Source organism: Shimia sp. R10_1 (assembly GCF_017744095.1).
Taxonomy (GTDB): domain Bacteria; phylum Pseudomonadota; class Alphaproteobacteria; order Rhodobacterales; family Rhodobacteraceae; genus Shimia.
Genome location: NZ_JAGHQX010000002.1, coordinates 432,389 through 458,389, shown reverse-complemented (window position 1 = coordinate 458,389; position 26,001 = coordinate 432,389). Strand labels below are relative to the sequence as shown.

Sequence of the window (26,001 nt, the reverse complement as noted above, 5' to 3'; positions counted from 1 at the left end):
CTGCGGCATTACAGCCATATGATCTCACAGGCCCGTGAGATTGGTTTCTGGAGAAAAATAATGACTGTAGAGCGGTCGAATAAATTTGGTCGGCGAACGTTTTTGGCAGGCAGCGCCGCGTTTCTGAGTACCCCGGCACTTGCGCAAACCGAAGATAGTACAACCGAGGTAGAGCGCGACCTCGATGAACGTGTGGTCCGCAATATCTCGAGCTTCCGCTCTTTGGATTGGCGGCCTTACTTTGACAATTTGAACAATGGGGCAGTGCTGGTCGATGTGACCTCCCGTGCGCTGCATTATTGGTCAGAAGACGAATCGACCTACAAGCTATACCCCACGTCCGTTCCTCTGAGCGAAGAGTTGACGCGCCTTGGGCGTACCAAAGTTGTGCGCAAAGTCGAGGGACCGAGCTGGCGTCCGACGCCCTCGATGAAAAAACGCAATCCTGAATGGCCCGATTTTGTGGGCCCTGGCCCAGATAACCCCTTGGGGACTCATGCGCTTTATTTGAGTTGGACCTATTATCGCATTCACGGAACCCACGACACTCGTAAAATTGGGCGTAGATCGTCCAATGGTTGTATCGGTCTTTACAACGAGCACATCGCGGAGCTGTTTTCATTGACGAAAGTGGGAACGCAGGTGTTGCTAATTTGACGACATTTGCTCGAAGGAGTCGCGTCTAAGGTAATCTTCGGTTTGCAATTCGGAAAAATTACTGTTTAGAGGTGACTTACGAGGTAAGTCTTGGGTGCTTGTCATCGCCCATTCCTATTGGTGACACGCGAATTCTGGAGGATACTATGAAAAAACTCGTTATCGCTGCTGCTCTGACTGCTGCTGCAACCACCGCAATGGCTGGCGGCCTGGCCGACCCAGTTGTTGAGCCTGTTGTGATTGAAGAAGTCGCAAACGGTTCCGGCACTGGCGTTTGGGTTCCACTGCTTCTGCTCGCAGTTGTTGCTGCAGCTGTAGCTGCTGGCAGCTAAGCTTTTTAAGCTTGTCGAAATTGAAAAAGGCGGGGTTTTGGCCCCGCCTTTTTCTTTGGAATTTGAGGTCCCTGATCCGCAAAATTTGGATCAGGGGCTGAATCTGGCGCAGATCGGTTAGTCCGCAATTGGGTGCTATCGCACCCAACCACCTAGGTTTTCGTCGATGATCTCGCACAGCGCGTTGATGTGGCCGGCATCCGAGTTCAGGCACGGAATATAGAGAAACTCTTCGCCCCCTGCGTGCTCGAAGCTTTCTTTGATCTCTTCATTGATCTCTTCCAGCGTTTCGATGCAGTCAGCAGAGAAAGCTGGCGCAATCACGGCGATGCTTTTCTTGCCTTCTTCCTTGGCGATACGCGCAACTTCTTCGACCGTGTAGGGGCGCAACCAATCCTCTGGGCCAAACTGTGATTGGAAAGTGGTCCGCAAATCAGTGTCCTGCCAGCCAAGACGCTCTTTCAGCAGACGCGTGGTTTTTTGGCATTGGCAATGGTAGGGATCCCCCTCCTGCAAGTAGCGCTTTGGCATGCCGTGATATGACACAACCAGCAACTCTGGTCGTTTGTCTTGAGCCGCGTAGGCTTTTTCGACCGATTGTGCCAAGGCTTCAATATAGGCTGGGTGTTCAAAATAGGCGGAGACCGTGCGCGCCGCGGGCTGCCATTTTTCTTTCATCAGCGCGCGGAAGAACTGATCGTTTGCCGTGGCAGTCGTTGCGCCCGCGTATTGGGGATAGAGTGGGAAGAACAGAATGCGCTCGCAGCCTGCGGCCACCATCTCGCGTACTTTTGAAATCGTTGAGGGATTGCCGTAGCGCATACAGAAATCCACCATCACGTCCTCGCCATGGCGGTCTTTCATAGTCTCCGCAATTTTGGCGGTCTGCTCCTTGGTGATCACCATCAGTGGGCTTTCGCCGCGCTCTTTGTCCCAAATCGATTCGTAAGCTTCGCCGCTTGAGAACGGACGTTTGGTGAGAATGATGAGCTGCAGAATGGGTTGCCATTTCCATGCTGGGTAATCGATCACACGTTTGTCGGAGAGAAATTCGTTCAAATACCGACGCATCGGCCAGTAACTATAATCGTCAGGGGTGCCAAGGTTGGCGAGCAGAATGCCGGTTTTGCCTCGCGCGACCTTCGGGTGATCCGCAGGGGCGTGGGCTGGGCAAGTGGCGTGAGTCATAAAAATAGGGTCCGTTCCGTGTGCAGTCACTTGGGCAGTTTGATTTCAGAAGCGCCGAGCGCGTCGGCAAGTCGGGTTGTGGCCGATCCCGGCCTGAGCGGATTGGGCTGGCTGGCGTCAGGGGCCCACCCTGTCAGATAGATCAATTCAAAAGTTGCGGGTATGCGACCATTTTTCATGAAGCTATCTACGTAAATTTCGCAAGCGCGGATCATAATGGACCGCTTCGTTGGCGTGCGAATGCGCCCCTGTAGCGCATTGCCTTCGCCCATTTTTCGCAGCTCGCTCATCAAAGCCCAAGGCGTTTCATAGGTCACAGTTATGGGGGCAGTGTCAGCCACAGGCAGTGCCAGGTCAGCACGCTGCAAGAGGCTTCCGAGATCTCTGATTTCCGCCATCGGCGCGACGCGTGGCGACAGTCCGCCAGAGAGTTCTACCTCCGCCTGCCCAAGGGCTGCGCGCAATTGATGCAGTGTTTGGCCGCCAAAACACACCGCTAGAAACAACCCATCATTTTTCAAAGCACGACGGCTCTGAATGATTTGCCCGACAGGGTCGTCCGCCCAATGCAGCCCCATCGCGTGTATCAGGAGGTCATGCGCACCCTGTTCCAGAGCGAGCACCTCTGTGTCTTCGACGATCTTTGCGTTTGGGACACATCGCTGCCAGATGCTGGGAAATCCGGTCACGATGGCTGGGGATGTAAACCCTTTGTTAACCATGCTGAGCCGATCCTGAACCTCATCTATCGCCATATCGTGTAGGAACATCGCGTCTTTCAGATCAGCGCGCGCGCGATTGCGGGTCAGCATTGGTCTGTCAGTGAGGTGAGGTCGGTTTTGCATAGCGCCAGAAATAATCATCTCGCCCACAAGTTTCAAACAGCGCTGCATCTTTTGTTTCCGCCGCGCTGCGTGGGGTGTGGAGAGATGGTCGAGAGTGATTTCGGTCTCTGTCCGACGTGTTGGGCAGATATGGTGTTTCTCGGCGACGATGCGTGCGACGTCTGCGCAGCCCCTGTCACGCGGCTGGCTGGTGAGGAGAACGTGGTGTGTGACACTTGCCTGAATACCCGGCCCCCTTGGCAGCGAGGGCGAGCGGCGTTGCTTTATTCTGGAACAGGCAGACAGCTTATCTTGGGTCTTAAGCACAGCGATCGGACTGACGTTGTGAAACCGGCAGCGAAATGGCTTGCGCGCGTCGCAGACCCCTTGCTCGCGGCCAATACTCTGGTTGCGCCTGTACCACTCCACCGAATGCGCTTGTTGAAGCGCAGATACAATCAGGCGGCTTTACTGGCGGAGGCTTTTGCAAAAGAAGTCCACGTAGCCTTCTGCCCAGATCTTTTGATCCGAAATCGCGGGGCCGGCAGTCTGGAAGGGCTCAGCGCAAAAGAGCGACAGGAAAAACTTAGTGGGGCAATCGTGCCGAACCCGAAACGGACAGATCGGCTAGACGGTGCGTCGGTGCTGTTGGTGGATGATGTTTTGACCAGCGGTGCGACATTAAAGTCAGCAACAGAAGCCTGTTTCGCTGCAAATGCCAAAGATGTCAGCGTTCTGGTACTGGCGCGCGTTGCAAAGCTTTCCTAAATGCCTGACAAACACATGAGTGCACAAAGGAAACACGATGAAGCCTGTCGAAATCTACACCAGCCCGCTCTGTGGCTATTGCCATGCCGCCAAACGTTTGCTCACGCAGAAAAATGTCGCCTTTACCGAAATCGACGTTCTCACCAGCCCTGGTCGCAAGCAAGAGATGGTGACACGCGCCAATGGTGGCCGCACAGTGCCGCAGATCTTCATCGGGGAAATCCATGTGGGGGGCTGTGATGATCTGATGGCGCTGGAGCGTGCAGGCAAACTTGATCCACTGCTGTCGGCCTGATTGAACATGCGTGTCGCTCTCTTGCAGATGACATCGTCTGACATACCCTCAGACAATTTGGCCGTGGCCTCAGCGATGCTGCGGCAGGCCAAGTCTGAGGGGGCGGAATTCGCCTTTCTGCCGGAGGTGATGAATTGCTTGTCCACCAGTCGTCGCCACCAGAAGGAGGTGTTGCAGCTGGAGGAGGACGACGAGACTCTGCCTGCGCTTGCCGCGCTGTGTGCTGAGCTGGGCATTTGGCTGCTGATTGGCAGTCTGGGTCTGAAAACAAACGATCCAGATGGGCGGTTTGCCAATCGCTCATTTGTGATTTCTGACGCAGGTGAAATCGTCGCGCGCTATGACAAGATTCACATGTTTGATGTGGATGTGTCACCGGAAGAAACTTACCGAGAGTCAGAGGGGTATCGCCCCGGTGAAACAGCTGTTGTTGCCGAGACCCCCTTTGGCAAGATTGGCATGACGATCTGTTATGATGTGCGATTTGGCGCATTGCACCGCGCACTTGCACAGGCTGGCGCGCAAATACTGACTGTTCCTGCCGCGTTTTCGCATGTGACAGGGGCCGCACATTGGGAAACGCTCTTGCGGGCACGGGCAATCGAAACCGGTTGTTTTGTCATTGCCCCCGCGCAAACCGGCACCCACCCGTCAGGCCAAGGGCATTCACGACGAACTCATGGGCACTCTATGGTTGTAGCGCCTTGGGGAGAGGTTCTTGTGGACGCGGGCGTTGAAACAGGTGTGACGGTTGTTGATGTTGATCTGTCTTTGGTTCAAAAAGCCCGCAGGCAGGTGCCTGCACTTCAGCATGATCGAGAGTTCAACGGTCCTTAAATGAACGACAAAAGCGGATTGGCGATCACCTTGTTTGGTGAAATTCTAATGGTGGACCAGCTGGCCCGCTCGCGTTTGTCTAAGGTCCTGCCGAAAGGCATGGAGTTGTCGCATTTTTCCGTGTTGAATCATCTTGATCGCTCCAATGCGGAGCGCAGCCCGGCACAGTTGGCCAAAACCTTTCACCTGACCCGCGGCGCGATGACAAATACGCTCCACAAACTTGAGGTGGCAGGCTACGTGCATATCCGTCCAGATTGGGACGATGCGCGCCGCAAGTTTGTGGCAATCAGCCCCGCGGGGCGACAAGCGCGAGATGCCGCGCTTGCCAGTATGGCGCCGATTATCAATGAAATGGTGAGCAAGCTGGGCGATGACCGGGTGCGCGCCGCGCTCCCGATCTTGCGTGAGTTGCGTCTCAAGCTCGAAGACAGCAGCTAAGGGGTCACCCTTTTGTGCTTGCGGTGACGTAGTTCACACTCAAGTCTCGGTCCGAGAGCGACCACTGCCAGCTGATCGGGTTGAACACGAATCCTTTCCGATCCACTGGGGCTAGCCCAGCCTGTTCAATCAATGCAAACAACTCGTCCGGGGTGATGAATTTGTTCCACTCATGGGTGCCCTTTGGCAGCCAGCGCATGACATACTCGGCGCCTATAATCGCCATGGCGAAGCTCTTCGGATTGCGGTTGATGGTCGAGCAGATATGCAAACCACCCGATTTCAGAAGCTGCTGGCAGGCTGTCAAATAGCTGAGCGGGTCGGCGACGTGCTCGACCACTTCCATGTTCAGAACCACGTCAAACTGTTCGCCAGCTTCTGCAAGCGTCTCAGCTGTGGTGTGGCGATAGTCTATGGTCAGCCCTGATTGCTCGGCGTGGACGCGCGCAACTGGCAGGTTGCCTTCCGCTGCATCCGCCCCCACCACTTCTGCGCCCAAACGGGCCATAGGCTCTGACAACAATCCGCCGCCACAGCCAATGTCCAGGATACGAAGTCCTGCAAAAGGCAATGTATCGGATAAGTCGCGATTGAACTCTGCGGCGATCTGAGACGTAATATAGTCAAGTCGGCAGGGGTTGAGCATATGCAACGGTTTGAACTTACCGTTCGGATCCCACCACTCTGCCGCCATCGCTTCGAATTTGGCCACTTCGGCTGGATCTACCGTGGTATTCGTGGCTTGCATTTTATTCTCTCCGTGCTCATTTGGGCGTCGCAACCGATATAGGTAGGACATGGACAAAAACTCGGGCCAAAAGGGCGCAGTGCACTACCTCTACCCTCCGGTCGAACCCTTCGACCAGAGGATGCTGGACGTGGGCGATGGTCACACGATCTATGTGGAACAATCCGGCAATCCGCAAGGGCTGCCGGTGATCGTTGTGCATGGCGGCCCCGGTGGCGGCAGCAGCCCTGCGATGCGGCGCTACTTCGACCCCAAGGTCTACCGTATCATTCTGTTTGATCAGCGCGGCTGCGGCCATTCGCGCCCTCACGCAGAAGTGGCGCACAACACGACCTGGCATTTGATTGCAGATATGGAACATATCCGCACTACGCTTGGCATCGCGGAGTGGATTGTTTTTGGAGGAAGCTGGGGCGCAACGCTGTCCCTGCTTTATGCGCAATCTCATCCTGAAACCACGGTGTGTCTTGTGCTGCGGGGCGTGTTCCTAATGACACAAGCGGAGCTCGACTGGTTCTACGGTGGCGGTGCTGGGAATTTTTGGCCGGAGCCATGGGCACGGTTTACATCACTGGTGCCTGAGGACGAACAAGCCGATTTCATCGAGGCTTACCATCGCAGGCTCTTCTGCGGAGATCGCGCGACGGAGATCAAATATGCGCGCGCTTGGGCAAGCTGGGAAAACGCATTGGCGTCGGTGTACTCAAACGGCTCTGGAGGCGATGCGCCTGCGGAATATGCGCGGGCTTTTTCGCGACTGGAGAATCACTACTTCCGCAATCATGGGTTTCTTGAAAGCGATGGACATATTCTGAAAAATATGGCGCGTCTCGAAGATATCCCCGGCTACATCGTGCAGGGACGATATGATATGATTTGTCCGCCGAAGTCTGCATATGAACTTGCGCAGGCTTGGGGCGGCATGGTGGATCTGCGCATGATCAGGAATGCCGGGCATGCCTTGTCAGAGCCGGGCATAAGCGCAGAATTGGTGCGCATTATGGATCAATTGGCGCGCATCTGACAAAACCGCTGGACAAAGTGCGGGCGTGCGCGTCTGATCAAAGTCCGCAAATTGGAGATCTTTCTTGTCTCGTATCAGTCGACGCAGCCTTCTGACCTCTGGTGCCGCAGCCGGTGCGCTGGCGGCTTCCGGTCTTGCGTTGATGGCGGGCACGCCAAAAACAGGTGGCACGCTGCGTGGTGTTTTGACCGGTGGCACAGCCCAAGACACTTGGGACGCAAGGGATCATGATAGCCTGTTTATGATGGCTGCCGCGCATGGTGCGGTGTTTGATTGTCTCACAGAAATCGGTGCCGATGGCGCGTTGAAGGGCGAACTTGCCGAAAGCTGGAGCGCGAGCACAGATGCACGTGTCTGGACTTTTGATCTGCGCAAGGACGTGACCTTCCACAATGGCAAACCCTTTGTGGCCGAGGATGTGCTGGAAAGCTTTGCGCTGCATTTTGATCCTGCGCACCCATCACCTGCGCAGCCTTTGTTGCGGGATGTGACCGGCATCCATGCGCTGGGCGATCATCAGGTTCAGTTCACTTTGGCGGCGTCCAACGCGGATTTCCCCTATCTTCTCGCCGATTACCATCTGGTGATCTATCCAGCTGGCTATGTCGAATTGGCAATGCTCAACGGGATCGGTACGGGGCTTTATCGCGTACAAACCTTTGAGCCGGGACAGCGCCTGCAGGCGACGCGCGTGACGTCTCACTACAAGGATGGACGCGCCGGTTTCTTTGAAGAGCTAGATTTTGTGAACGTCGATGCGCCTTCGGAACGTTTGAACCTTCTCTTGGAAGGGCAGGCGGATGCGGTAGCGCAAATCGCGCCAGTTTATGCGGCCCAGATCGCAGAGGCTGAGGGCATTGCGCTGCAACAGTTGCGCGGCAACCAGCATTATAGCTTTGCACTGGATGGGCGTTACAACCTGGCTGAAGCGGATGCGGTGCAGCGGGCGCTCAAACATGCGGTAGAGCGTCAGGCCTTTGTCGATGATCTGTTGCTCGGATATGGCGCTGTGGGTGGGGATACCCCGGTTGGCCCCTCAAACCCATTCTACGCGGGCACCCTTGGGGCGCTGCCGCATGATCCAGAACAGGCGACGCACCTTCTGCGCGCTGCAGGTGTTGATCAGCTGTCGTTGCGACTCATCGGCGGGTCGGGCGGGCAGGGCCAAGCTGCGGCCGCTGTTTTTGGCAAGCAACTTAAGCAAGTTGGCGTAGATATCACCGTCTCTGCGCACTCCAGCCAGCTGTCTCTTTCCACTTCTGCGGGCCGTGCCACCGAGGACTGGGCGATGGCCACCTATCTTGCACCGGGCGCGACATGGAACCGGGGTGGTTGGGAGAATCCTCTGTTTGACAGTCTCCTGAGTGCCGCCCGCTCTGAGATGGACAGCACCAAGCGTCGGGCGCTTTATGGTGAGTTACAGCAGCTTGTTGCGCATTCGGGCAATCTGATTGTTCCGGCCTTTGCCGATCACCTTCAGGCCACCTCCAAATCGATAGCCACGCCGCCCAGCACCGGCGCGCACTACGCGATGGACAATGCGCGTTTTGCTGAGCGCTGGTGGCGGGCATAAGCGCGCGCTGCGCGCGCTTTCACATTCAGCCTTGCAGACTCACGTTCTGACACGTATATGGCTTTTCAACAGCGGCGCGATCGGCTGACACCGAAAGCACCACCGAGAAAGATCGACGGGCCGCGGGCCCGTTTTTTTGTGTTTGGAGCTCGCCTATGAGTGACCTGATTGCCAAAGCAGCGATTGACCGCAAGCTGGCAGAAATTGTTGGCCCTGTGATTGAAGACATGGGGTTTGAGCTGGTGCGCCTGCGTCTGATGGGGGGGAAAACCCACACCCTGCAGATTATGGCGGAACGCCCGGGTGGCGGCATCGAAGTGGATGAATGCGCGCAGATTTCCAATGCGGTCAGCGCGGTGCTGGACGTGGAAGACCCGCTGGCGGACTCCTACACGCTGGAAGTGGGCAGCCCCGGTGTGGACCGTCCGCTGACGCGCCTGAAAGATTTTGAAGCCTATGAAGGCTATGAAGCGAAGATCGAAACCAGCGAGCTGATTGATGGGCGCAAGCGCTTCAGAGGCACGCTGGCTGGCATCGAAGGCGAAGATGTTCTCATCAACATCGAGAATCAGGGTGAGACTGTGACTGTTGGTCTCAACTTTGATTGGCTGTCAGATGCAAAACTGATGCTGACCGATGATTTGATCAAAGAAATGCTGAAAGCCCGCAAAGAGGCGGGCATCTTGAACGAAGACGATTTTGACGACGTCGAGACCGAAGAGTCCGAGGAGTAAGACAATGGCTATCACTTCTGCAAACCAACTTGAGCTGCTTCAGACTGCCGAAGCCGTTGCGCGCGAAAAGATGATCGACCCCGGTCTGGTGGTTGAAGCGATGGAAGAATCCCTCGCTCGTGCCGCCAAGAGCCGCTATGGCGCAGAAATGGACATCCGCGTGTCCATCGACCGCAAGACGGGTAAGGCCACCTTCACCCGGGTACGCACCGTTGTCGAAGATGACCTGCTGGAAAACTATCAGGCAGAGTTCACTGTCGAGCAGGCCAAACAATACATGGCGAACCCAGAAGTGGGCGACGTGTTTGTAGAGGAAGTGCCCCCGGTAGAAATGGGCCGAATCGCGGCCCAATCTGCCAAGCAGGTGATTCTGCAAAAAGTGCGTGAAGCAGAGCGCGACCGTCAGTACGAAGAATTCAAAGATCGTGCGGGCACCATCATCAACGGTGCTGTAAAGCGCGAAGAATTTGGCAACGTGATCGTGGACCTCGGCGGTGCTGAAGCCGTGCTGCGTCGCAACGACAAGATTGGCCGCGAAAGCTATCGCTCCGGTGACCGTCTGCGCGCTTACATCAAAGAAGTGCGTCGTGAGCCACGTGGCCACCAGATTTTCTTGAGCCGCACCGCGCCAGAATTCATGGCTGAGCTGTTCAAAATGGAAGTCCCCGAAATCTATGATGGCATCATTGACATCAAAGCCGTGGCCCGTGATCCGGGCTCCCGTGCGAAGATCGCTGTGATCTCTCACGATGGCTCCATTGATCCAGTCGGTGCCTGTGTCGGTATGCGGGGCTCTCGTGTGCAGGCAGTTGTGAATGAGCTGCAGGGCGAGAAAATCGACATCATCCCTTGGAACGAAGATCAGCCAACCTTCCTTGTGAACGCGCTGCAACCTGCAGAAGTGTCTAAAGTGGTTCTGGATGACGAGGCAGGCAAGATCGAAGTGGTCGTGCCTGACGAGCAACTGTCTCTGGCAATTGGCCGTCGTGGTCAGAACGTGCGTCTGGCGTCCCAGCTGACCGCACTTGATATCGACATCATGACCGAAGCAGAAGAATCCGAGCGTCGCCAGAAAGAGTTCGAAGAGCGCACCAAGCTGTTCATGGACACGCTGGATCTGGATGAATTCTTCGCGCAGTTGCTGGTGTCTGAAGGCTTCACCAACCTGGAAGAGGTTGCTTACGTTGAAGTTGATGAGCTGCTGGTCATTGATGGCGTAGATGATGGCACGGCAAACGAGCTTCAGGCCCGTGCGCGTGATTACATCGACGCACAGAACAAAGCCGCGCTCGACAATGCCCGTGAACTGGGCGTTCAGGACAGCCTGGTTGCATTTGAGGGTCTGACACCCCAAATGATCGAAGCACTGGCCAAAGATGGCGTGCTGAACCTCGAAGATTTCGCAACCTGTGCAGATTGGGAACTGGCCGGTGGCTGGACCTCTGTGAATGGCGAGCGCGTCAAAGACGATGGCATCCTTGAGCCATTCGACGTGTCCCTTGAAGAAGCGCAAGACATGGTGATGACCGCGCGCGTTGTGCTGGGTTGGGTAGACCCTGCGGAGCTTGAAGCAGACGCCGAAGAGGGCGAAGAAGACACATCTGAGGAGGCTGAGGCCTGATTGCAGGCCTCAGAGGGCGATAGATGAGCCGCGGTGGCCGTCCGGGCAAACGGGCTGAGGAACCAGAGCGCAAGTGCATTGCCACGGGCGCGACCACTCCTAAGGAGGGGTTGATCCGATTTGTTGTCGGGCCTGACCAGCAGGTTGTGCCCGACGTCAGGGGCAAATTGCCAGGTCGCGGCATGTGGGTAACTGCAACGGCCTCGGCGCTGCATAAGGCGGTAAAGAAGGGTGTCTTTGCCCGTGCCGCCAAACAGCAGGTCAAAGTGCCTGAGGATCTGGTTGAAGAGGTGTCCCGCCAATTGGGGCAGCGCGTGATTGAGTTGATCAGTCTGGCGCGTCGCTCCGGATCTGCGGTGACAGGCTTTGAGAAGGTCAAGGACTGGCTGGTCAAAGATGAGGCAGAAGTGCTGCTTCAGGCCAGCGACGGATCGGAGCGCGGGAAAACGAAACTGAGGCCGCCATATGGTGGTCACCACATAGACTGGCTCACAGCTAACGAATTGGGTTTGGCTTTTGGGCGACAAACTGTGATACATGGAGCGCTTGCGTCTGGCGGACTCACAAATCGTGTTGTAGAGGAAGCCCTAAGATTAAAAGGCGTACGCGAAGAAACGGCGGCAGCGGCCTCCGGGAAGGACAAGACAGCCAGATGAGCGATAACGACGGTAAAAAAACCTTGGGTCTGCGCGGTGGGAACCGCCCTGGCAATGTGACGCAAAGCTTTAGCCACGGACGCAAGAAAAATGTCGTGGTGGAAACGAAGCGCAAACGCGTTGTGGTGCCCAAGCCTGGTGCAACCAAAACCGGTGGCGGTGGTGGCTCCAAATCTGGTGGCGATCCCAATCGCCGCCCCGCTGGCATTTCTGATGCGGAAATGGAACGCCGCCTGAAGGCACTTCAGGCTGCGAAAGCCCGCGAAGCTGAAGACGCCGCAAAGCGCGAAGCCGAAGAAAAGGCCCGCGCCGAAGAGCGTGAGCGTCGTCGCCAAGAAGCGGAAGCCAAAGAGCGTGAGCAGCGTGAAGCTGAAGAGCGTGCACGCAAAAAGGCCGAAGAAGAAGAGCGCAAGAAAAAAGAAGCGGCCGAAGCCGCAGAAGCCGCCAAGCGTGCTGCAGCTGCGCCTGCACCTTCTACGACATCTTCGCCACAAGGGCGCGGTGCACCAGCCAACAAGCCTGCGGCGCAGCCAACCCAGCGCAAAGCAGACCGTGAGCGTGAGCAGCGCGGTGGTCGCGGCAAAGGCCGTGATGATGGCCGTCGTTCCGGCAAGCTGACACTGGGTCAGGCAACAGGTGGCGAAAACAGCCGTCATCGGTCCATGGCGTCCATGAAGCGTAAGCAAGAGCGTGCGCGTCAGAAGGCTATGGGGGGTGCGGTTGAGCGCGAAAAGGTTGTACGTGACGTGCAGCTGCCAGAAGCCATCATGGTGTCTGAGCTGGCCAACCGTATGGCCGAGCGTGTGGCTGATGTTGTGAAAGAGCTCATGAAAATGGGCATGATGGTGACACAGAACCAGACCATCGACGCGGACACAGCAGAGCTGATTATCGAAGAGTTCGGCCACAAAGTTGTGCGCGTGTCTGACGCCGACGTGGAAGATGTGATTTCTGATGTTGAGGACGATGAAGGCGATCTGCAGTCCCGTCCGCCGGTGATCACCATCATGGGCCACGTGGACCACGGTAAGACCTCGCTTCTGGATGCGATTCGCGATGCGAAAGTTGTGTCTGGTGAGGCTGGCGGCATCACGCAGCACATCGGCGCCTATCAGGTGAAAACCGATGATGGCGTGACGCTGTCGTTCCTCGATACTCCGGGCCACGCGGCGTTTACCTCCATGCGCTCCCGTGGTGCACAGGTGACCGATATTGTAGTTCTGGTTGTGGCCGCTGATGACTCTGTGATGCCGCAGACGATCGAGGCGATCAACCACGCGAAGGCGGCCGAAGTGCCGATGATCGTGGCGATCAACAAGATCGACAAACCGGCTGCAGATCCAAACAAAGTGCGCGCAGAGCTTCTGCAGCACGAAGTGATCGTGGAAGCGATGTCTGGTGAAGTGCAGGACGTAGAAGTTTCTGCGCACACCGGCCAAGGTCTGGATGCGTTGCTGGAAGCCATTGCGCTGCAGGCAGAGATCCTTGAGCTGAAAGCCAACCCAGACCGCGCGGCACAGGGTGCTGTGATCGAAGCGCAGCTGGATGTGGGCCGTGGCCCAGTGGCGACCGTACTGGTTCAGAAAGGCACACTGCGCCAAGGTGATATCTTCGTTGTGGGTGAGCAGTACGGTAAGGTTCGTGCGCTGATCAACGACAAGGGTGAGCGCGTCAAAGAAGCTGGCCCATCTGTGCCAGTTGAGGTCCTGGGCCTGAATGGCACACCGGAAGCGGGCGACGTTCTGAACGTCACCGAAACCGAAGCGCAGGCGCGTGAGATTGCGGAATACCGTGCTCAAGTTGCCAAAGACAAACGTGCGGCGGCAGGTGCGGCGACCACGCTTGAACAGCTGATGCAGAAGGCCAAGGACGACGAGAATATGGCCGAGCTGCCAATCCTCGTTAAAGCTGACGTGCAGGGCTCTGCCGAAGCCATCGTTCAAGCGATGGAAAAGATCGGCAACAACGAGGTGCGCGTGCGTGTGCTGCACTCCGGTGTGGGCGCGATCACCGAGACCGACGTTGGTCTTGCAGAAGCGTCCGGAGCACCGGTTATGGGCTTTAACGTTCGTGCCAATGCCTCTGCCCGCAACACCGCCAACCAGAAAGGCGTGGAGATCCGCTATTACTCGGTGATCTATGACCTTGTGGACGACGTGAAAGCTGCGGCCTCCGGTCTGCTGTCTGCAGAGATCCGCGAAAACTTCATCGGCTATGCGAACATCAAAGAGGTGTTCAAAGTGACCGGTGTGGGCAAAGTGGCTGGCTGTATCGTGACCGAAGGTGTGGCGCGTCGCTCCGCTGGCGTGCGTCTGCTGCGCGACAACGTGGTGATCCACGAAGGCACGCTGAAGACCCTGAAGCGCTTCAAGGACGAAGTGGCGGAAGTTCAGTCTGGTCAGGAATGCGGTATGGCATTTGAGAACTACGATGATATCCGCGCAGGCGACGTGATCGAGATCTTTGAGCGTGAAGAGGTTACGCGTACGCTGGATTAATCCAGCGTATGCCGCCACGCGGTGATCAATCGGACAATGAAAAAGGCCGCTCCAGTTTGGAGCGGCCTTTTTTCTTCGCTTTCAGATAAGATGATCAGGAGATCGGCTTACCTGAATACACTTTGTCGCCTACACGAATGGACACGCGCCCGTCCGGCAGTTTCTTAACAACTGGGCCTTGTATCGAAACACAACTACCCACAGTGATTGTCTTCAGCATGTCAAAAATCCCCACTTGATTGACGCCTACTTCACACGAGATTAGTTAATTTAGTCTTAGCGACCAATTGGTCACTTAAGTGTCATAGTAATCTTTTTTTAGGCATGACGAAAGCGCTGAGGTTTCATTTCCGCCATGAAAAATGGCGGAAATTTAGGGCTTTTGCTCAATCTCGCGCCTATACCCAGTCCCGGATCATAGGAATCAACGGGATGTCAGCGGGCGGCATATCATAGTCTCTGAGGTCTTTTGTTGCCACCCACTTAAGTGTTTGTCCCTCTCTGGCCTGAGGAATGCCCTCCCATTTACGGCAGGCAAAGAGGGGCATCAGAAGGTGGAAATCCTCATAGCTGTGAGACGCAAACGTTAACGGTGCCAGACAGCTTTCCCAGGTGTCGATTCCCAGCTCTTCCTGCAGTTCCCGGATCAAAGCGGCTTCGGGTGTTTCACCGACTTCCACCTTGCCGCCGGGAAACTCCCAGAGCCCAGCCATAGATTTTCCTTCAGGGCGCTGTGCCAAAAGGATGCGCCCGTCGGCATCAATCAGCACAACGGCGGCGACCAAAACTGTTTTCATGACCGATAATCCGCGTTGATCGTGATGTATCCGTGGGTCAGATCGCAGGTCCAAACCGTATCCGTGGCAGTGCCCAGTCCGAGATCCACGTTGATCGCGATCTCTTGGCCTTGCATGTAGGTGGCCCCGTCTTCTTCTTTGTAGGACGGCGCAACCCAGCCATTTTCGGCAACCAGCGTATCCCCAAATCGAATGCTCAAAAGGTCACGGTCCGCACGCGCGCCGGATTTTCCGATCGCCATGACGATACGGCCCCAGTTTGGATCTTCCCCGGCGATCGCGGTTTTCACCAACGGTGAATTGGCGATCGCCATGGCATGCGCACGCGCGTCCTCTGCGCTGGCTGCGCCACTGATGTTGATCTCAACAAACTTGGTCGCGCCTTCGCCGTCGCGCACCACGAGATGTGCGAGCTCCCGCATCACTTCATGCAAGGCCCCTTTGAAGGCCGTTTCGTCCCGATCCACCGCGACGCCTGACGCGCCAGTTGCGGCCATCAGCAGTGTGTCAGACGTAGACGTGTCGCTGTCCACCGTGATGGCATTGAACGTGACTTCGTTGAGAGAAGAGACCAGCTCTTGCAAATCGGCGCGCGCGATTTTTGCATCCGTGAAAATATAGACCAGCATGGTCGCCATATCAGGCGCAATCATGCCAGAACCTTTTGCGATCCCAGCAATTTTCACCGTCTGGCCGCCGATGCTGACAGACCGCATGGCGCCCTTGGCGAAGGTATCTGTGGTGCGAATGGCCTCTGCGGCATCACCAATCGCATTGGCGGAGAGTTTGCCTTTCAGCTCCTCAAGTTTTCCTGTGATCCGATCATGCGGAAGCGGTTCGCCAATCACACCGGTGGAGGAGGTGAACACGCGCGCCTCGGGCAGCCCGACACAGGCCGAAACCGCTTCGGTGACGGCTTTGACAGAACTGACTCCATTCTTGCCGGTGAACGCATTGGCATTGCCCGCGTTCACAAGGATAGCAGCGCCCGCATCACTGTCTTGTCCGATCTTGTCCTGACAATCGAGCACGGCGGCAGAGCGGGTGGCCGATTTGGTGAACACGCCGGCCATTGTCGTGCCGGGCACCAGCTCGGCCAGCATCACGTCTTTGCGCCCTGCGTATTTGATACCGGCTTCAACCGCCGCAAACTTGACGCCTTCGATCAAGGGAAGCTCCGGAAAATGTTCCGGAGCCAATGGTGACACAGTGGTGATCTCTGCCATGAATTATTCCTGAACGCGCACTGGGTTCAGCAGGTCGATGCGCTGCAGAACAGAGGGGTCAATGCTGTCAGCTGGGGATTGATCCACAACCGCTTCAGACGACTGTTTGGCGATATAAGCCTGCACTGCGGTGCGCTGTGCATCATTCAGCAACTCCTGACGCGCCTCTTCAAAAGAAGGCGCTTCGGATTTGCGGGCGTCGTTCAGGATGATCAGGTGCCAGCCAAATTGCGTCTGCACTGGCTGCGAGATTTCCCCAACAGCCAGCTCTGCAACCGCATCCTCGAAAGGCTTGACCATTTGGCCTGCGCCAAACCAGCCGAGGCTGCCACCAGATGCACCGGACGGGCCGGTGGATTTCTCTTTTGCGGTTTCTGCAAAGTCTGCGCCGTCTTGCAGGTCTTGGCGGATCGCAACAGCCTCTTCTTCGCTTGCAACAAGGATGTGGCTGGCGTTGTATTCTTCCGCCCCTTCATAGTTCGCATAGCGATCTTGATAGGCGCTCTTCAATTCTTCGTCACTGATTTCGTTTTGCGCCACAAAAGCTTCCAGCGCTTCGCCTGCCATCAAGGTGCGACGTTCATTGTTGAGTGCAATTTCGATATACTGCGGGACATTTTCGTTCAGGGACTGCGCCAGCGCGGTTTGCTGCACAAGCTGCTCCAGAATGCTGGCAAAAAGCGTTTCTGCCGGAAGCTGCTGATATTGCGGCTGCAAACCGGCGCGGATCGAGATCATGTCACCCAATGTGATCGCCTCGCCGTTGACGGTTGCGACGACGGTGTCCAGCGATGGATCTTCCTGTGCAAACGCAGGGAGAGCAAAGCAGGCGGCAACCGCAGTGGCGCGCAAGAAATTGAGGTGTTTTGACATCGTTTCGTCCTTGGCTGGTGCCGCACCACTTGGCGGCGTTGACACTGTTCCTGACGACCCTTACATCGCTCTGAGGTCAAGGCAAACAGGCTGTTTCCCGTTTCTAGGAGCACAGGGCCGGGACAGCAAGAATTAGCCACGCACGAAAGCGCAACGAAGGACAAGTTATATGCTCGGTTTCGGAAAAATCGCCAAAAAAGTGTTTGGCACGCCAAATGACCGCAAAGTCAAAGCGACCCGGCCACTTGTCGAAAAGATCAACGCACTTGAGCCCGACTTTGAAAAACTGTCTGACGATGATCTGAAGGCCAAAACTCAAGAGCTGGCGGAGCGCGCCAAAGGTGGCGAGTCGCTGGATGCCCTTCTGCCGGAAGCCTTCGCCAACTGCCGCGAAGCTGCGAAACGTGCCCTTGGCCTGCGCGCCTTTGACGTGCAGCTGATGGGCGGCATCTTCCTGCATCAGGGCAATATCTCTGAAATGAAGACGGGTGAGGGCAAAACCCTTGTGGCGACTTTCCCGGCCTATCTGAATGCGCTGACCGGCAAGGGTGTGCATGTGGTGACGGTGAACGACTATCTCGCTCGTCGCGACGCGGATTGGATGAGCAACGTTTTTGCGGCGCTTGGGATGACCACTGGTGTTGTGTATCCGCAGCAGCCTGAAGATGAAAAACGCGCCGCCTACGCTTGCGACATTACCTACGCCACCAACAACGAACTTGGTTTTGACTATCTGCGCGACAACATGAAGAGCGAGCTCGCGGAGATGTCGCAACGCGATCATCACTTCGCCATCGTGGACGAGGTCGACAGCATCCTGATCGACGAAGCGCGGACGCCGCTGATTATTTCTGGCCCGGCACAAGACCGTACCGAGATGTACGTTGCGATCGATAAGCTCATTCCGGATGTGCAAGACGACCACTACACGCTCGACGAAAAAGCGAAAAACGTGACCTTCACGGATGAGGGCAACGAATTTCTGGAAGAGCATCTGCACGCGCGGGGGCTCCTTCCTGAGGGGCAAAGCCTTTATGATCCGGAAAGCACAACGCTGGTGCACCATGTGAACCAGGGCCTGCGGGCACACAAGCTGTTCGTCAAAGACAAAGACTACATTGTGCGCGACAGTCAGGTTGTGCTGATCGACGAATTCACTGGCCGCATGATGGCTGGGCGTCGTCTGTCTGACGGTCTGCACCAGGCGATCGAGGCCAAAGAGGGTTGTCAGATCCAGCCAGAGAACGTGACATTGGCGCAGGTGACTTTCCAGAACTACTTCCGCCTTTATGACAAACTTGGCGGCATGACAGGCACCGCGGCAACCGAAGCTGAAGAATTCCATGAAATCTATGGTTTGGGTGTGGTGGAAGTGCCGACCAACCGAGGTGTGGCGCGGATTGATGAAGACGACGCGGTTTACCGCACAGCGCGCGAGAAATTCGACGCCATCGTTGAAACCATCAAGGAAGCACATGCAAAGGGTCAGCCGATCCTTGTGGGCACCACCTCGATTGAAAAATCAGAGTTCCTGTCCGGTCTGCTGGAAAAGGCAGGCGTGAAGCACAACGTTCTGAACGCCCGCCAGCACGAGCAGGAAGCCCAGATTGTTGCCGATGCTGGCAAGCTGGGTGCAGTCACAATCGCCACCAACATGGCCGGTCGCGGCACCGACATTAAACTTGGCGGGAACGTTGAATTTAAGGTGCTTGAAGCCATCGCGGCAGATCCGGATGGGGATCACTCAGCGCTACGTGCTGAGATTGAAACCAAGCATGTGGATGATGAAGAGGCCGTGAAAAAGGCTGGTGGACTTTTTGTTCTGGCCACAGAGCGCCATGAAAGCCGCCGCATCGACAACCAGCTGCGCGGCCGCTCTGGCCGTCAGGGCGATCCGGGTCGGTCCTCTTTCTTCCTGAGCCTCGAAGACGATCTGATGCGTATCTTCGGCTCTGACCGTCTGGACAAAGTGCTGTCGTCGCTGGGCATGAAAGAAGGTGAGGCGATCGTGCACCCTTGGGTCAACAAATCCCTAGAGCGTGCGCAGGCAAAGGTCGAGGGCCGCAACTTTGACATCCGTAAGCAGCTTCTGAAATTCGACGATGTAATGAACGACCAACGTAAAGTGGTCTTCTCCCAGCGTCGGGAAATTATGGAAGCCGCCGATCTGTCTGAGATCGTGCAGGACATGCGCCATGAAGTGATTGACGATCTGGTGGAGCGTCACCTGCCGCCCAAAACCTATGCCGATCAATGGGACACAGAAGGGCTTTATGCGGCTTCCATTGAACATCTGGGTGTTGACGTGCCCGTGATTGACTGGGCCGATGAAGAAGGCGTGGATGATGACAGCATGCGTGAACGCCTTGAGAAAGCCGCTGATGAGATGATGGCTGCCAAGGCCACCAGCTTTGGTCCAGATGCCATGCGCATGATCGAAAAGCAGGTGTTGCTGCAGACCATTGACAGCAAGTGGCGTGAGCACCTTCTGACGTTGGAGCACCTGCGCTCTGTTGTTGGCTTCCGCGGTTATGCGCAGCGTGATCCGCTGAACGAATATAAAAACGAAGCGTTCCAGCTGTTTGAAAGCATGCTCGACAGCCTGCGGATTGATGTGACAACCATGTTGTCGCGCGTTCGTCCAATTTCCGAAGACGAGCAAAAACAACTCGCACTGGAGATGGCACAACGTCAGCAGGCGATGATGAGTGCTGCACAAACCAACACGGCGCCTGCGCAAAGTGACGCCGCTGCGACTGGTCAGCCCGCCGGAGAAGCCATCGCAGGCTTTGACGAAAATGATCCATCGACATGGGGCAACCCCGGGCGCAACGAAGCTTGCCCTTGTGGATCGGGCAAGAAATTCAAACATTGCCACGGCAAACTGGCCTGACTTTTCAGCGCCAACGACAGACAATGATCTAAAGGGCGCCTTATGAGCGCCCTTTTCTGTTGTGAAAGTGTCCTGACGGGATTTGCGATCTCAGAAGGAGCCACGATGCAGAATCTCAAAAATGTTTACCGCCGCTATGCCTTTGCATTTGCGACAGCCTCCACTGCGGCTTGCATCGGCTTTGTGATGCAAACCAGCGAAGCCGCTGTTGTGTCATCAGATCAGGAGGGTATCGCATCTGCCGATCTGAATGGGCCTGTTACCCTGCCAAAGGACGTAGCGGTGCCACATTTGGGCACGCGCCAAAGCTTGCCCTCCATGCCCGCAGACGTGAGGCACGCAACAAGCCTGCCACAGCAACAGGTGCTGGTGGCTGTGGCGGACGATTTGCCAGTTGGCCTGTTGCCGAATGAAGAGCAGATCCCAGCGCTTGGCTGTGGCCCTGAACTGCGCGCAGAACCATCGGCGGCAGCGCTTGTGTCGCTTCAACTCATCGCGCCTTGTCATCCAAATGAGCGCGTTCTGATCGAGCATGAGGATCTGGCCTTTCATGCCGAGGTTTCACGCGAAGGCAGTGCCGAACTGATCGTGCCTGCGCTGTCAGAAACGGCTGTGTTTGCTGCGACTTTTGCCAATGGAGACGGTGCGGTTGCCTCCGCGCGGATTGATGCTTTGCCGCTTTATGATCGGGTCGTGATGCAATGGCGCGGTGAAGCAGGACCAGAGCTTCATGCACGCGAATTTGGCGCGTTCTATGGAGAGAGCGGGCATGTGTGGCGCGAAGCCCCTCGCAATGTCAGCGCGTTGGTTGGGGGCAATGCAGGCTTTCTGTTGAGCCTGGGAGCCGCGGGTGGGCCACAGTCTGCGCAGGCAGAAATCTATACCTTCCCATCAGGCATCAGCAGCAGCCAAGGTGAGATCCAGATCAGCATTGAAGCTGCGGTGACAGAGGCCAACTGCGACCAAGAGGTGCGCCTGACAAGTCTTGGGCTGACGAGAGGCGAAGTGTCAGTACGGCATGAGCTGGAAATTCAAATGCCAGATTGCACCGCAGTTGGTGAATTTCTGGTGTTGAAAAACCTGGTGCAAAACCTGACAATCGCGCAAAATTAAGCTGGCGGTCAGGACATCACAATGATGCATTTTCGTGCGGCGGTTTGCGCCGCACTTTTTCTTTTTTTGGGTGTTACATCAGCGGTTTCGCAGGATGTTTTTCTGAAATCCCACGATGGTGATGTGGAAATCTCCGGCACGCTTCTTGGATTTGATGGTGAATTCTATCGGGTTCAAACGATCTACGGCGAACTCACTGTGGATGGCTCCGGCGTGTTCTGTGAAGGGCCGGGGTGCCCCAATTTGATCAACTTCGTGGCAGATGTTGCCATATCTGGTTCCGCCACTATGGCTGAAATCCTCATGCCTGCCTTGCTGGAAGCGTTTGCGCAGGCTGAAGGGTATAGGGTTTCCCGAAAATCTGAAAACAAACAACGTTTTACTTATGTGCTCGCTGCGTCGGACAGTGGTGAAACCCTTGCGCGTTTTCGCTTTCATGCCAGCAGTGCAGAGGAGGGTTTTGCCGACCTTCTCGCAGATGAGGCTGACATAGCGATGTCTCTACGCGAGATCCGGCCCAAAGAAGCGGAACTTGGATATGAAGCGGGTTTGGGGGATATGACCGACGCCAACCGCAGCCGCGTGTTGGCGTTGGATGGGATGGTGCCGGTTGTGGCGCCGGGCAACCCTGTCACCGCGATGTCATTGCAGCAACTGGCGGAAGTTTTTTCAGGAAAAATAGCCAATTGGTCTGAACTTGGCGGCCCAGATGCACCGATCTCGGTACATATGATGGCGGCGGAGTCTGGTTTTGCGCAGGCGGTTGAAGACCAGTTGATGAAACGGGCCAACGCCACCACCGCGGAAACAGCGGTGCGGCACGTTCAAAATGAGGCGCTGATAAAGGCTGTCGAGCGCGATCCTTTTGCGATTGGAATCGCGTCTTACGCCGAGCGCTCCAATACGCAGCTCGTGACCTTGCGAGGCTCTTGCGGATTTTCTCTGGCGGCGTCCAGACGGACGATCAAAACCGAAGACTATCCGCTTAACGCCCCGATGTTTCTGTATTTTCCAGCGCGGCGTTTGCCCAAAATTGCGCGAGACTTTCTCAGCTACACCCGAGGCCCAGCGGCACAGATCGTGATACGCCGGGCTGGTTTTGTGGATCAAACAGCTGAAGAAGTGTCCATCAACCTGCAGGGAGACCGTTTTGCCAATGCGATTTCTGCGGCTGGAGAGGAGGTAGAGCTTGCTGATCTGCAACGCATGACAAGCACACTGTCGGGTATGAAGCGGTTGTCGATTTCATTCAGATTTCAGGCCGGGTCCTCAAAGCTGGATGCGCAGTCGCGCTCAAATGTGCAGCAACTTGCACGGGCCTTTGAGGCAGGGGTTTATGATGCGAGAAGCCTTTATTTTGTTGGGTTTTCAGATGGAAACGGACCAGCGGCTGGCAACCAAAAAATAGCGCAACGCCGCGCTGACTCAGTGATGAAAGCGGTGCTTGCGGCAGCGGAGACAGCGAACCCAGATCGCATGGATCTACAGGTGCATGCCTTTGGCGAGGCGATGCCTATGGCCTGTGATGACAGCGCCTGGGGGCGACAGGTGAACCGGCGGGTGGAGATCTGGGTCAAGTGACCTAAATCAGCCCTTCGGCGCGGAAGCTCAATTCACGAGATTTCCCAATGATTATATGGTCATGCAGGATCAGAGACAGGGTCTGGCAAGCCCTGTCGATTTGATGAGTCATGGCGATGTCTGCTTCTGACGGAGTGGGGTCGCCAGACGGGTGATTGTGCACCAATATCAGCGCACTGGCGTTGAGTTCCAGCGCGCGTTTGGCCACTTCGCGTGGATAAACCGGGACGTGATTGACGGTGCCTTCTGCCTGCGCTTCGTCGGCGATCAGCGTGTTTTTTGTGTCTAAAAACAAGACTCTGAACTGTTCTGTGTCGCGGTGGGCCATGGTGGTATGGCAGTAATCCAGCAGCGTTTCCCACCCAGAGAGTACGGGGCGATGCATCACGCGGGCGCGGGCCAGCCGATGCGCGGCGGCCTCGACAATCTTGAGCTCGCATATCACGGCGTCGCCCACCCCTTTGACCTCCGCCAGGCGCGGGCTTGGGGCACTCACCACGGCGTTGAAATCTCCGAATGTTTGCAACAGCTTGTGCGCTAGAGGTTTGACATCCTGACGGGGAATGGCGCGGAACAGGACAAGCTCCAGAAGCTCATAATCAGGAAGAGCCTGCGCGCCGCCCGAAATGAAGCGGCTGCGCAGGCGTTTGCGGTGATCCGCAATATAGGAGGGTCGTTTACCGGCCGTTAGCGGCGACCCAACGGCCTCGTCCGCTTCAAAAAGCGGGAGTGGCCGTTCCCCAAAGTCGCGCGCTCTGGACATAGGTTAACAATGTCCAAACATGGTAAATTAAAGGTTAACAGCAGCCGGTTTTCTGCAAAATCGAACGTCGGTATCGCGTCTGTATTGCGTCTGTAACGCGGGAGTGCCGATTTTGTTAACCTTTGCGCACAGAAATCGCGCTTGTGGGGCTGACCAGAAGCTGTGAAGGTTGCGCCAAGTATAATTTTTTTGAGACAGGATACCCCATGAAATCCCTTTTGAGCCTTATTGTGGCCACAGCACTTTTTGCGGGAGCTGCGAGCGCGCAGACCATCGACCGGATCAAGGAAACCGCGCAGCTTAAGCTGGGCTATCGTGTCGACGCGGCGCCGCTGTCGTTTCAGGCAGAAGACGGCAACCCGGGCGGCTACACCCCACTGGTGTGTGCCGAGCTGGCGCAGGGTATTTTGAACACCATCAAGATCCCCAATCTGGATGTTGAGTTCGTTGCTGTCGATGCAAAGGATCAGTTTGAAAAAGTGGCTGCAGGAGAGATTGACCTGTTGTGCGGTGCGGCGACCATCACACTCAGCCGCCGGGCTGTTGTGGATTTCTCGATCCCGGTCTTTGCTGATGGCACATCAATCCTGTTGCCGCTGAATGCGCCAGACAACTTTGCCGAGCTGGCGGGCAAAAAACTGGGCGTGCGGCGTGATACGACGACAGAAGCGGCTCTCAACAACACGTTGACTGCGTCAGGGCTGTTTGCCGAGGTCGTACGATTTGCCGATCATGAGGCCGCAATGGCCGCGCTTGAGGGAGGCGAGCTCGATGCCTATTTCGCGGACCAGTCCATTCTGGCCGCTTTGTGGCTGAGCAGCGAACAGCGTGGCAATCTCAAACTCAGCAACGCAATCCTGACTGTGGAGCAGCACGGCCTTGCCATGGCACGCGGTGATACGGAGTTCCGCTTGATGGTCGATGGTATCCTGTCTGCGATGTATGCCCGTGGCGTGATGCAGAAAATCTTTGAAACCACGCTGCCGGGCATTCAGCCGGGGGAATTCCTGCGCGCGATGTTCACCATGGCGCCGATTCCGCAGTGAGGCGGTTGCATTAGACGCGAGGAGTAAGCGGCGTGTTTTCAGGCTTTGTGACACAAGAGATTGCCTTGCCCACTGCGCGCATTCATCTGCGTGTGGGCGGGGCAGGCGCGCCACTTCTGTTGTTGCACGGGTTTCCGGAAACCCATGTGATGTGGCACGGCATCGCCGAACAGCTGGCAGAGCGGTATCGGGTGATCGTGCCGGATCTGCGCGGCTATGGTGACTCTGTCGCCCATGACGGGGATTTCACGTTTCGGGCCATGGCGCAGGATCAGGTCGCGGTGATGCGCGCGCTGGGGCATGAGCGGTTTCATGTGGTGTCCCATGACCGCGGCGCCCGCACGGCGCATCGCATGGTGTTGGATCACCCGGAGGCGGTGCAGTCCGTCGCGCTGATGGATATTCTACCCACGCTCGATGTGTGGCGCACGATGGATGACTGGCTGGCCAAGAAATACTACCACTGGAGCTTTCTAGCGCAGCCCGGTGGCATGCCACAGGCGCTGATCAACAGCAATCCGGTGCTGTATCTACATTCCGCGCTGGCGGGACTGTCAGGTGCCTTGGAGATGTTTCACCCAGAGGCTCTGGCAGCCTATGAGGCAGCGGCACGCAAGCCCAGCGTGGTGGATGCCTGGTGTGGCGATTATGCGGCAGGAGCCAGTGTGGATCTGGAGCATGACCGCGCGGATGAAGGGCGGCAGTTTGAGATGCCCTGTCTGGTGCTCTGGGGCACCAAGGGCGTGATCGCCCATCATGTGGACCCGCTGGAGTGCTGGCAGACGTGGTTCCCAAATGCGGTGGGGAAGGGCGTTGAAGCGGGACATTTCCTGATTGAGGAGCAGCCGGAGGAAGTTCTGGCAGCGGTGTTGGGGCATTTGGAGGGGGCTGGGGCATGAAATCTGATGAAGGCTCTAAAATGTTGAGCCAGAACTCACCGCCTGTTTTAGAAACAGAACGGCTTCTTTTGCGGGGGCATAGTCTAAGCGATTTTCGCAGCAGCGCGGATATGTGGGCCGACGACAATGTCGTGGCCTTTATCTCCGGAATTCCGTCTAGTGAAGAGCAATCCTGGACCCGGTTGCTGAGGTATGCAGGCCATTGGCACCTCTTGGGATTTGGCTACTGGGTGGTGACACGCAAGAAAGACAACGCTTTTCTGGGGGAGGTCGGTTTTGCGAACTATAAGCGGGACACGTACCCCACATTTGAAATGATACCAGAGGCGGGGTGGGTTTTCGCCACTGCTGCTCATGGGCAGGGGTACGCGACCGAAGCAGTGGGTGCCGTATTGAGTTGGGCGGATCAAAATTTGGCCTCTCCAACCACAGTGGCAATGTTTGACCCAGCACATGCAGCCTCGATCAACGTCGCGCGAAAGCTGGGATATGGTCGCGACATCTTGGGACGATATGGAGACGAGGAAGTGCTGTTTCTGGAGCGCTCAAGACAGGAGCAAGCAACTGAATAGGACGCGCTGGCTTCGCTCTTTGATCGTTTTAGGAACGAAGAA

General features: G+C 56.4%; 25 protein-coding genes and 1 pseudogene. 19 read left to right on the top strand and 7 right to left on the bottom strand.

Features of this window, described 5'->3' with window-relative positions:
- Positions 1 to 60 precede the first annotated feature (60 nt).
- Both J7413_RS06610 and J7413_RS06605 read left to right on the top strand, forming a co-directional pair.
- The gene (locus tag J7413_RS06610) at positions 61 to 657 is read left to right on the top strand and encodes a L,D-transpeptidase (RefSeq protein WP_209097264.1); all 597 of its coding nucleotides are present in this window, start codon (positions 61 to 63) and stop codon (positions 655 to 657) included.
- Between the two features lie 146 nt (positions 658 to 803).
- Complete coding sequence (locus J7413_RS06605) at positions 804 to 989, top strand: hypothetical protein (protein ID WP_209097263.1); 186 nt, start codon at positions 804 to 806, stop codon at positions 987 to 989.
- 135 nt (positions 990 to 1,124) lie between these two features.
- On the opposite strand, the gene hemH is transcribed toward J7413_RS06605, so the two are convergent.
- The gene (gene hemH / locus J7413_RS06600) at positions 1,125 to 2,177 is read right to left on the bottom strand and encodes a ferrochelatase (protein ID WP_209097262.1); all 1,053 of its coding nucleotides are present in this window, start codon (positions 2,175 to 2,177) and stop codon (positions 1,125 to 1,127) included.
- 26 nt (positions 2,178 to 2,203) lie between these two features.
- Entirely contained in the window at positions 2,204 to 2,989 is a 786-nt protein-coding gene (locus J7413_RS06595) for an SAM-dependent methyltransferase (protein ID WP_247743356.1), read from the bottom strand.
- A 15-nt stretch (positions 2,990 to 3,004) separates the two neighbouring features.
- Between J7413_RS06595 and J7413_RS20715 the strand changes: the two are divergent.
- From J7413_RS20715 to J7413_RS06575, 5 genes and pseudogenes are all read left to right on the top strand, one after another.
- Positions 3,005 to 3,232: pseudogene (locus tag J7413_RS20715) on the top strand (double zinc ribbon domain-containing protein); the annotation flags it as partial.
- Positions 3,233 to 3,346: 114 nt separating this feature from the next.
- Positions 3,347 to 3,769 carry a phosphoribosyltransferase family protein gene (locus J7413_RS20710; protein ID WP_348538729.1) on the top strand — a complete coding sequence of 141 codons (423 nt, stop codon included), beginning with the start codon at positions 3,347 to 3,349 and terminating at the stop codon, positions 3,767 to 3,769.
- A gap of 37 nt (positions 3,770 to 3,806) precedes the next feature.
- Positions 3,807 to 4,064 carry a glutaredoxin 3 gene (grxC, locus tag J7413_RS06585; RefSeq protein WP_209097260.1) on the top strand — a complete coding sequence of 86 codons (258 nt, stop codon included), beginning with the start codon at positions 3,807 to 3,809 and terminating at the stop codon, positions 4,062 to 4,064.
- Positions 4,065 to 4,070: 6 nt separating this feature from the next.
- Positions 4,071 to 4,901 carry a carbon-nitrogen hydrolase family protein gene (locus J7413_RS06580; protein ID WP_209097259.1) on the top strand — a complete coding sequence of 277 codons (831 nt, stop codon included), beginning with the start codon at positions 4,071 to 4,073 and terminating at the stop codon, positions 4,899 to 4,901.
- Positions 4,902 to 5,342 (top strand): MarR family transcriptional regulator, encoded by a 441-nt coding sequence (locus J7413_RS06575; protein ID WP_209097258.1) that lies wholly within the window; start codon positions 4,902 to 4,904, stop codon positions 5,340 to 5,342.
- Positions 5,343 to 5,346: 4 nt separating this feature from the next.
- On the opposite strand, the gene ubiG is transcribed toward J7413_RS06575, so the two are convergent.
- Positions 5,347 to 6,090 (bottom strand): bifunctional 2-polyprenyl-6-hydroxyphenol methylase/3-demethylubiquinol 3-O-methyltransferase UbiG, encoded by a 744-nt coding sequence (ubiG, locus tag J7413_RS06570; RefSeq protein ID WP_209097257.1) that lies wholly within the window; start codon positions 6,088 to 6,090, stop codon positions 5,347 to 5,349.
- Between the two features lie 49 nt (positions 6,091 to 6,139).
- On the opposite strand from ubiG, the gene pip reads away from it, so the two are divergent.
- The 6 genes from pip (at position 6,140) to infB (ending at position 14,196) form a co-directional block, all read left to right on the top strand.
- The gene (gene pip / locus J7413_RS06565) at positions 6,140 to 7,114 is read left to right on the top strand and encodes a prolyl aminopeptidase (protein WP_209097256.1); all 975 of its coding nucleotides are present in this window, start codon (positions 6,140 to 6,142) and stop codon (positions 7,112 to 7,114) included.
- Positions 7,115 to 7,178: 64 nt separating this feature from the next.
- Positions 7,179 to 8,687: an ABC transporter substrate-binding protein gene (locus J7413_RS06560; protein WP_209097255.1), complete on the top strand. Its 1,509-nt coding sequence runs from the start codon at positions 7,179 to 7,181 to the stop codon at positions 8,685 to 8,687.
- A gap of 155 nt (positions 8,688 to 8,842) precedes the next feature.
- Positions 8,843 to 9,421 carry a ribosome maturation factor RimP gene (gene rimP, locus J7413_RS06555; RefSeq protein WP_209097254.1) on the top strand — a complete coding sequence of 193 codons (579 nt, stop codon included), beginning with the start codon at positions 8,843 to 8,845 and terminating at the stop codon, positions 9,419 to 9,421.
- A 4-nt stretch (positions 9,422 to 9,425) separates the two neighbouring features.
- Positions 9,426 to 11,042, top strand: coding sequence for a transcription termination factor NusA (nusA, locus tag J7413_RS06550; protein ID WP_209097253.1), 1,617 nt, complete (start codon positions 9,426 to 9,428; stop codon positions 11,040 to 11,042).
- 23 nt (positions 11,043 to 11,065) lie between these two features.
- On the top strand, positions 11,066 to 11,698 hold the full coding sequence (locus J7413_RS06545; protein WP_209097252.1) for an RNA-binding protein: 633 nt from the start codon (positions 11,066 to 11,068) through the stop codon (positions 11,696 to 11,698).
- On the top strand, positions 11,695 to 14,196 hold the full coding sequence (gene infB, locus J7413_RS06540; protein ID WP_209097251.1) for a translation initiation factor IF-2: 2,502 nt from the start codon (positions 11,695 to 11,697) through the stop codon (positions 14,194 to 14,196). Before J7413_RS06545 ends, infB begins: the two co-directional genes overlap by 4 nt.
- 398 nt (positions 14,197 to 14,594) lie before the next feature.
- On the opposite strand, the gene mutT is transcribed toward infB, so the two are convergent.
- From mutT to J7413_RS06525, 3 genes are read right to left on the bottom strand one after another with little or no spacing between them, the layout of a single operon-like run.
- Entirely contained in the window at positions 14,595 to 14,993 is a 399-nt protein-coding gene (gene mutT, locus J7413_RS06535) for an 8-oxo-dGTP diphosphatase MutT (RefSeq protein ID WP_209097250.1), read from the bottom strand.
- Positions 14,990 to 16,219, bottom strand: coding sequence for a bifunctional glutamate N-acetyltransferase/amino-acid acetyltransferase ArgJ (gene argJ, locus J7413_RS06530; RefSeq protein ID WP_209097249.1), 1,230 nt, complete (start codon positions 16,217 to 16,219; stop codon positions 14,990 to 14,992). Before argJ ends, mutT begins: the two co-directional genes overlap by 4 nt.
- Before the next feature lie 3 nt (positions 16,220 to 16,222).
- Positions 16,223 to 17,092 carry a peptidylprolyl isomerase gene (locus J7413_RS06525; RefSeq protein WP_209097248.1) on the bottom strand — a complete coding sequence of 290 codons (870 nt, stop codon included), beginning with the start codon at positions 17,090 to 17,092 and terminating at the stop codon, positions 16,223 to 16,225.
- Between the two features lie 169 nt (positions 17,093 to 17,261).
- Between J7413_RS06525 and secA the strand changes: the two genes are divergently transcribed.
- The 3 genes from secA (at position 17,262) to J7413_RS06510 (ending at position 22,679) form a co-directional block, all read left to right on the top strand.
- Positions 17,262 to 19,985: a preprotein translocase subunit SecA gene (secA, locus tag J7413_RS06520; RefSeq protein ID WP_209097247.1), complete on the top strand. Its 2,724-nt coding sequence runs from the start codon at positions 17,262 to 17,264 to the stop codon at positions 19,983 to 19,985.
- A 105-nt stretch (positions 19,986 to 20,090) separates the two neighbouring features.
- Positions 20,091 to 21,098, top strand: coding sequence for a translocase (locus tag J7413_RS06515; RefSeq protein WP_209097246.1), 1,008 nt, complete (start codon positions 20,091 to 20,093; stop codon positions 21,096 to 21,098).
- Between the two features lie 21 nt (positions 21,099 to 21,119).
- Positions 21,120 to 22,679, top strand: coding sequence for a phosphate ABC transporter substrate-binding/OmpA family protein (locus J7413_RS06510; protein WP_209097245.1), 1,560 nt, complete (start codon positions 21,120 to 21,122; stop codon positions 22,677 to 22,679).
- A 1-nt stretch (position 22,680) separates the two neighbouring features.
- On the opposite strand, the gene radC is transcribed toward J7413_RS06510, so the two are convergent.
- Positions 22,681 to 23,442, bottom strand: coding sequence for a DNA repair protein RadC (radC, locus tag J7413_RS06505; protein WP_209097244.1), 762 nt, complete (start codon positions 23,440 to 23,442; stop codon positions 22,681 to 22,683).
- A gap of 206 nt (positions 23,443 to 23,648) precedes the next feature.
- On the opposite strand from radC, the gene J7413_RS06500 reads away from it, so the two are divergent.
- From J7413_RS06500 to J7413_RS06490, 3 genes are read left to right on the top strand one after another with little or no spacing between them, the layout of a single operon-like run.
- Positions 23,649 to 24,488: an amino acid ABC transporter substrate-binding protein gene (locus tag J7413_RS06500; RefSeq protein WP_209097243.1), complete on the top strand. Its 840-nt coding sequence runs from the start codon at positions 23,649 to 23,651 to the stop codon at positions 24,486 to 24,488.
- A 32-nt stretch (positions 24,489 to 24,520) separates the two neighbouring features.
- Entirely contained in the window at positions 24,521 to 25,387 is an 867-nt protein-coding gene (locus J7413_RS06495; RefSeq protein WP_209097242.1) for an alpha/beta hydrolase, read from the top strand.
- Positions 25,384 to 25,959 (top strand): GNAT family N-acetyltransferase, encoded by a 576-nt coding sequence (locus J7413_RS06490; protein WP_247743355.1) that lies wholly within the window; start codon positions 25,384 to 25,386, stop codon positions 25,957 to 25,959. Before J7413_RS06495 ends, J7413_RS06490 begins: the two co-directional genes overlap by 4 nt.
- Positions 25,960 to 26,001 lie beyond the last annotated feature (42 nt).

Bases quoted from the DNA above. Each gene is read 5' to 3' on its own strand.
- J7413_RS06545 (WP_209097252.1), top strand. From the start codon at position 11,066: ATGAGCCGCGGTGGCCGTCCGGGCAAACGGGCTGAGGAACCAGAGCGC.
- J7413_RS06510 (WP_209097245.1), top strand. From the start codon at position 21,120: ATGATGCATTTTCGTGCGGCGGTTTGCGCCGCACTTTTTCTTTTTTTG.
- hemH (WP_209097262.1), bottom strand. From the start codon at position 2,177: ATGACTCACGCCACTTGCCCAGCCCACGCCCCTGCGGATCACCCGAAG.
- nusA (WP_209097253.1), top strand. From the start codon at position 9,426: ATGGCTATCACTTCTGCAAACCAACTTGAGCTGCTTCAGACTGCCGAA.
- radC (WP_209097244.1), bottom strand. From the start codon at position 23,442: ATGTCCAGAGCGCGCGACTTTGGGGAACGGCCACTCCCGCTTTTTGAA.
- J7413_RS06500 (WP_209097243.1), top strand. From the start codon at position 23,649: ATGAAATCCCTTTTGAGCCTTATTGTGGCCACAGCACTTTTTGCGGGA.
- infB (WP_209097251.1), top strand. From the start codon at position 11,695: ATGAGCGATAACGACGGTAAAAAAACCTTGGGTCTGCGCGGTGGGAAC.
- J7413_RS06515 (WP_209097246.1), top strand. From the start codon at position 20,091: ATGCAGAATCTCAAAAATGTTTACCGCCGCTATGCCTTTGCATTTGCG.
- ubiG (WP_209097257.1), bottom strand. From the start codon at position 6,090: ATGCAAGCCACGAATACCACGGTAGATCCAGCCGAAGTGGCCAAATTC.
- J7413_RS06605 (WP_209097263.1), top strand. From the start codon at position 804: ATGAAAAAACTCGTTATCGCTGCTGCTCTGACTGCTGCTGCAACCACC.
- J7413_RS06580 (WP_209097259.1), top strand. From the start codon at position 4,071: ATGCGTGTCGCTCTCTTGCAGATGACATCGTCTGACATACCCTCAGAC.
- J7413_RS06575 (WP_209097258.1), top strand. From the start codon at position 4,902: ATGAACGACAAAAGCGGATTGGCGATCACCTTGTTTGGTGAAATTCTA.
- J7413_RS06490 (WP_247743355.1), top strand. From the start codon at position 25,384: ATGAAATCTGATGAAGGCTCTAAAATGTTGAGCCAGAACTCACCGCCT.
- pip (WP_209097256.1), top strand. From the start codon at position 6,140: ATGGACAAAAACTCGGGCCAAAAGGGCGCAGTGCACTACCTCTACCCT.
- J7413_RS06610 (WP_209097264.1), top strand. From the start codon at position 61: ATGACTGTAGAGCGGTCGAATAAATTTGGTCGGCGAACGTTTTTGGCA.
- secA (WP_209097247.1), top strand. From the start codon at position 17,262: ATGCTCGGTTTCGGAAAAATCGCCAAAAAAGTGTTTGGCACGCCAAAT.
- mutT (WP_209097250.1), bottom strand. From the start codon at position 14,993: ATGAAAACAGTTTTGGTCGCCGCCGTTGTGCTGATTGATGCCGACGGG.
- J7413_RS06525 (WP_209097248.1), bottom strand. From the start codon at position 17,092: ATGTCAAAACACCTCAATTTCTTGCGCGCCACTGCGGTTGCCGCCTGC.
- rimP (WP_209097254.1), top strand. From the start codon at position 8,843: ATGAGTGACCTGATTGCCAAAGCAGCGATTGACCGCAAGCTGGCAGAA.
- J7413_RS06595 (WP_247743356.1), bottom strand. From the start codon at position 2,989: ATGCTGACCCGCAATCGCGCGCGCGCTGATCTGAAAGACGCGATGTTC.
- grxC (WP_209097260.1), top strand. From the start codon at position 3,807: ATGAAGCCTGTCGAAATCTACACCAGCCCGCTCTGTGGCTATTGCCAT.
- argJ (WP_209097249.1), bottom strand. From the start codon at position 16,219: ATGGCAGAGATCACCACTGTGTCACCATTGGCTCCGGAACATTTTCCG.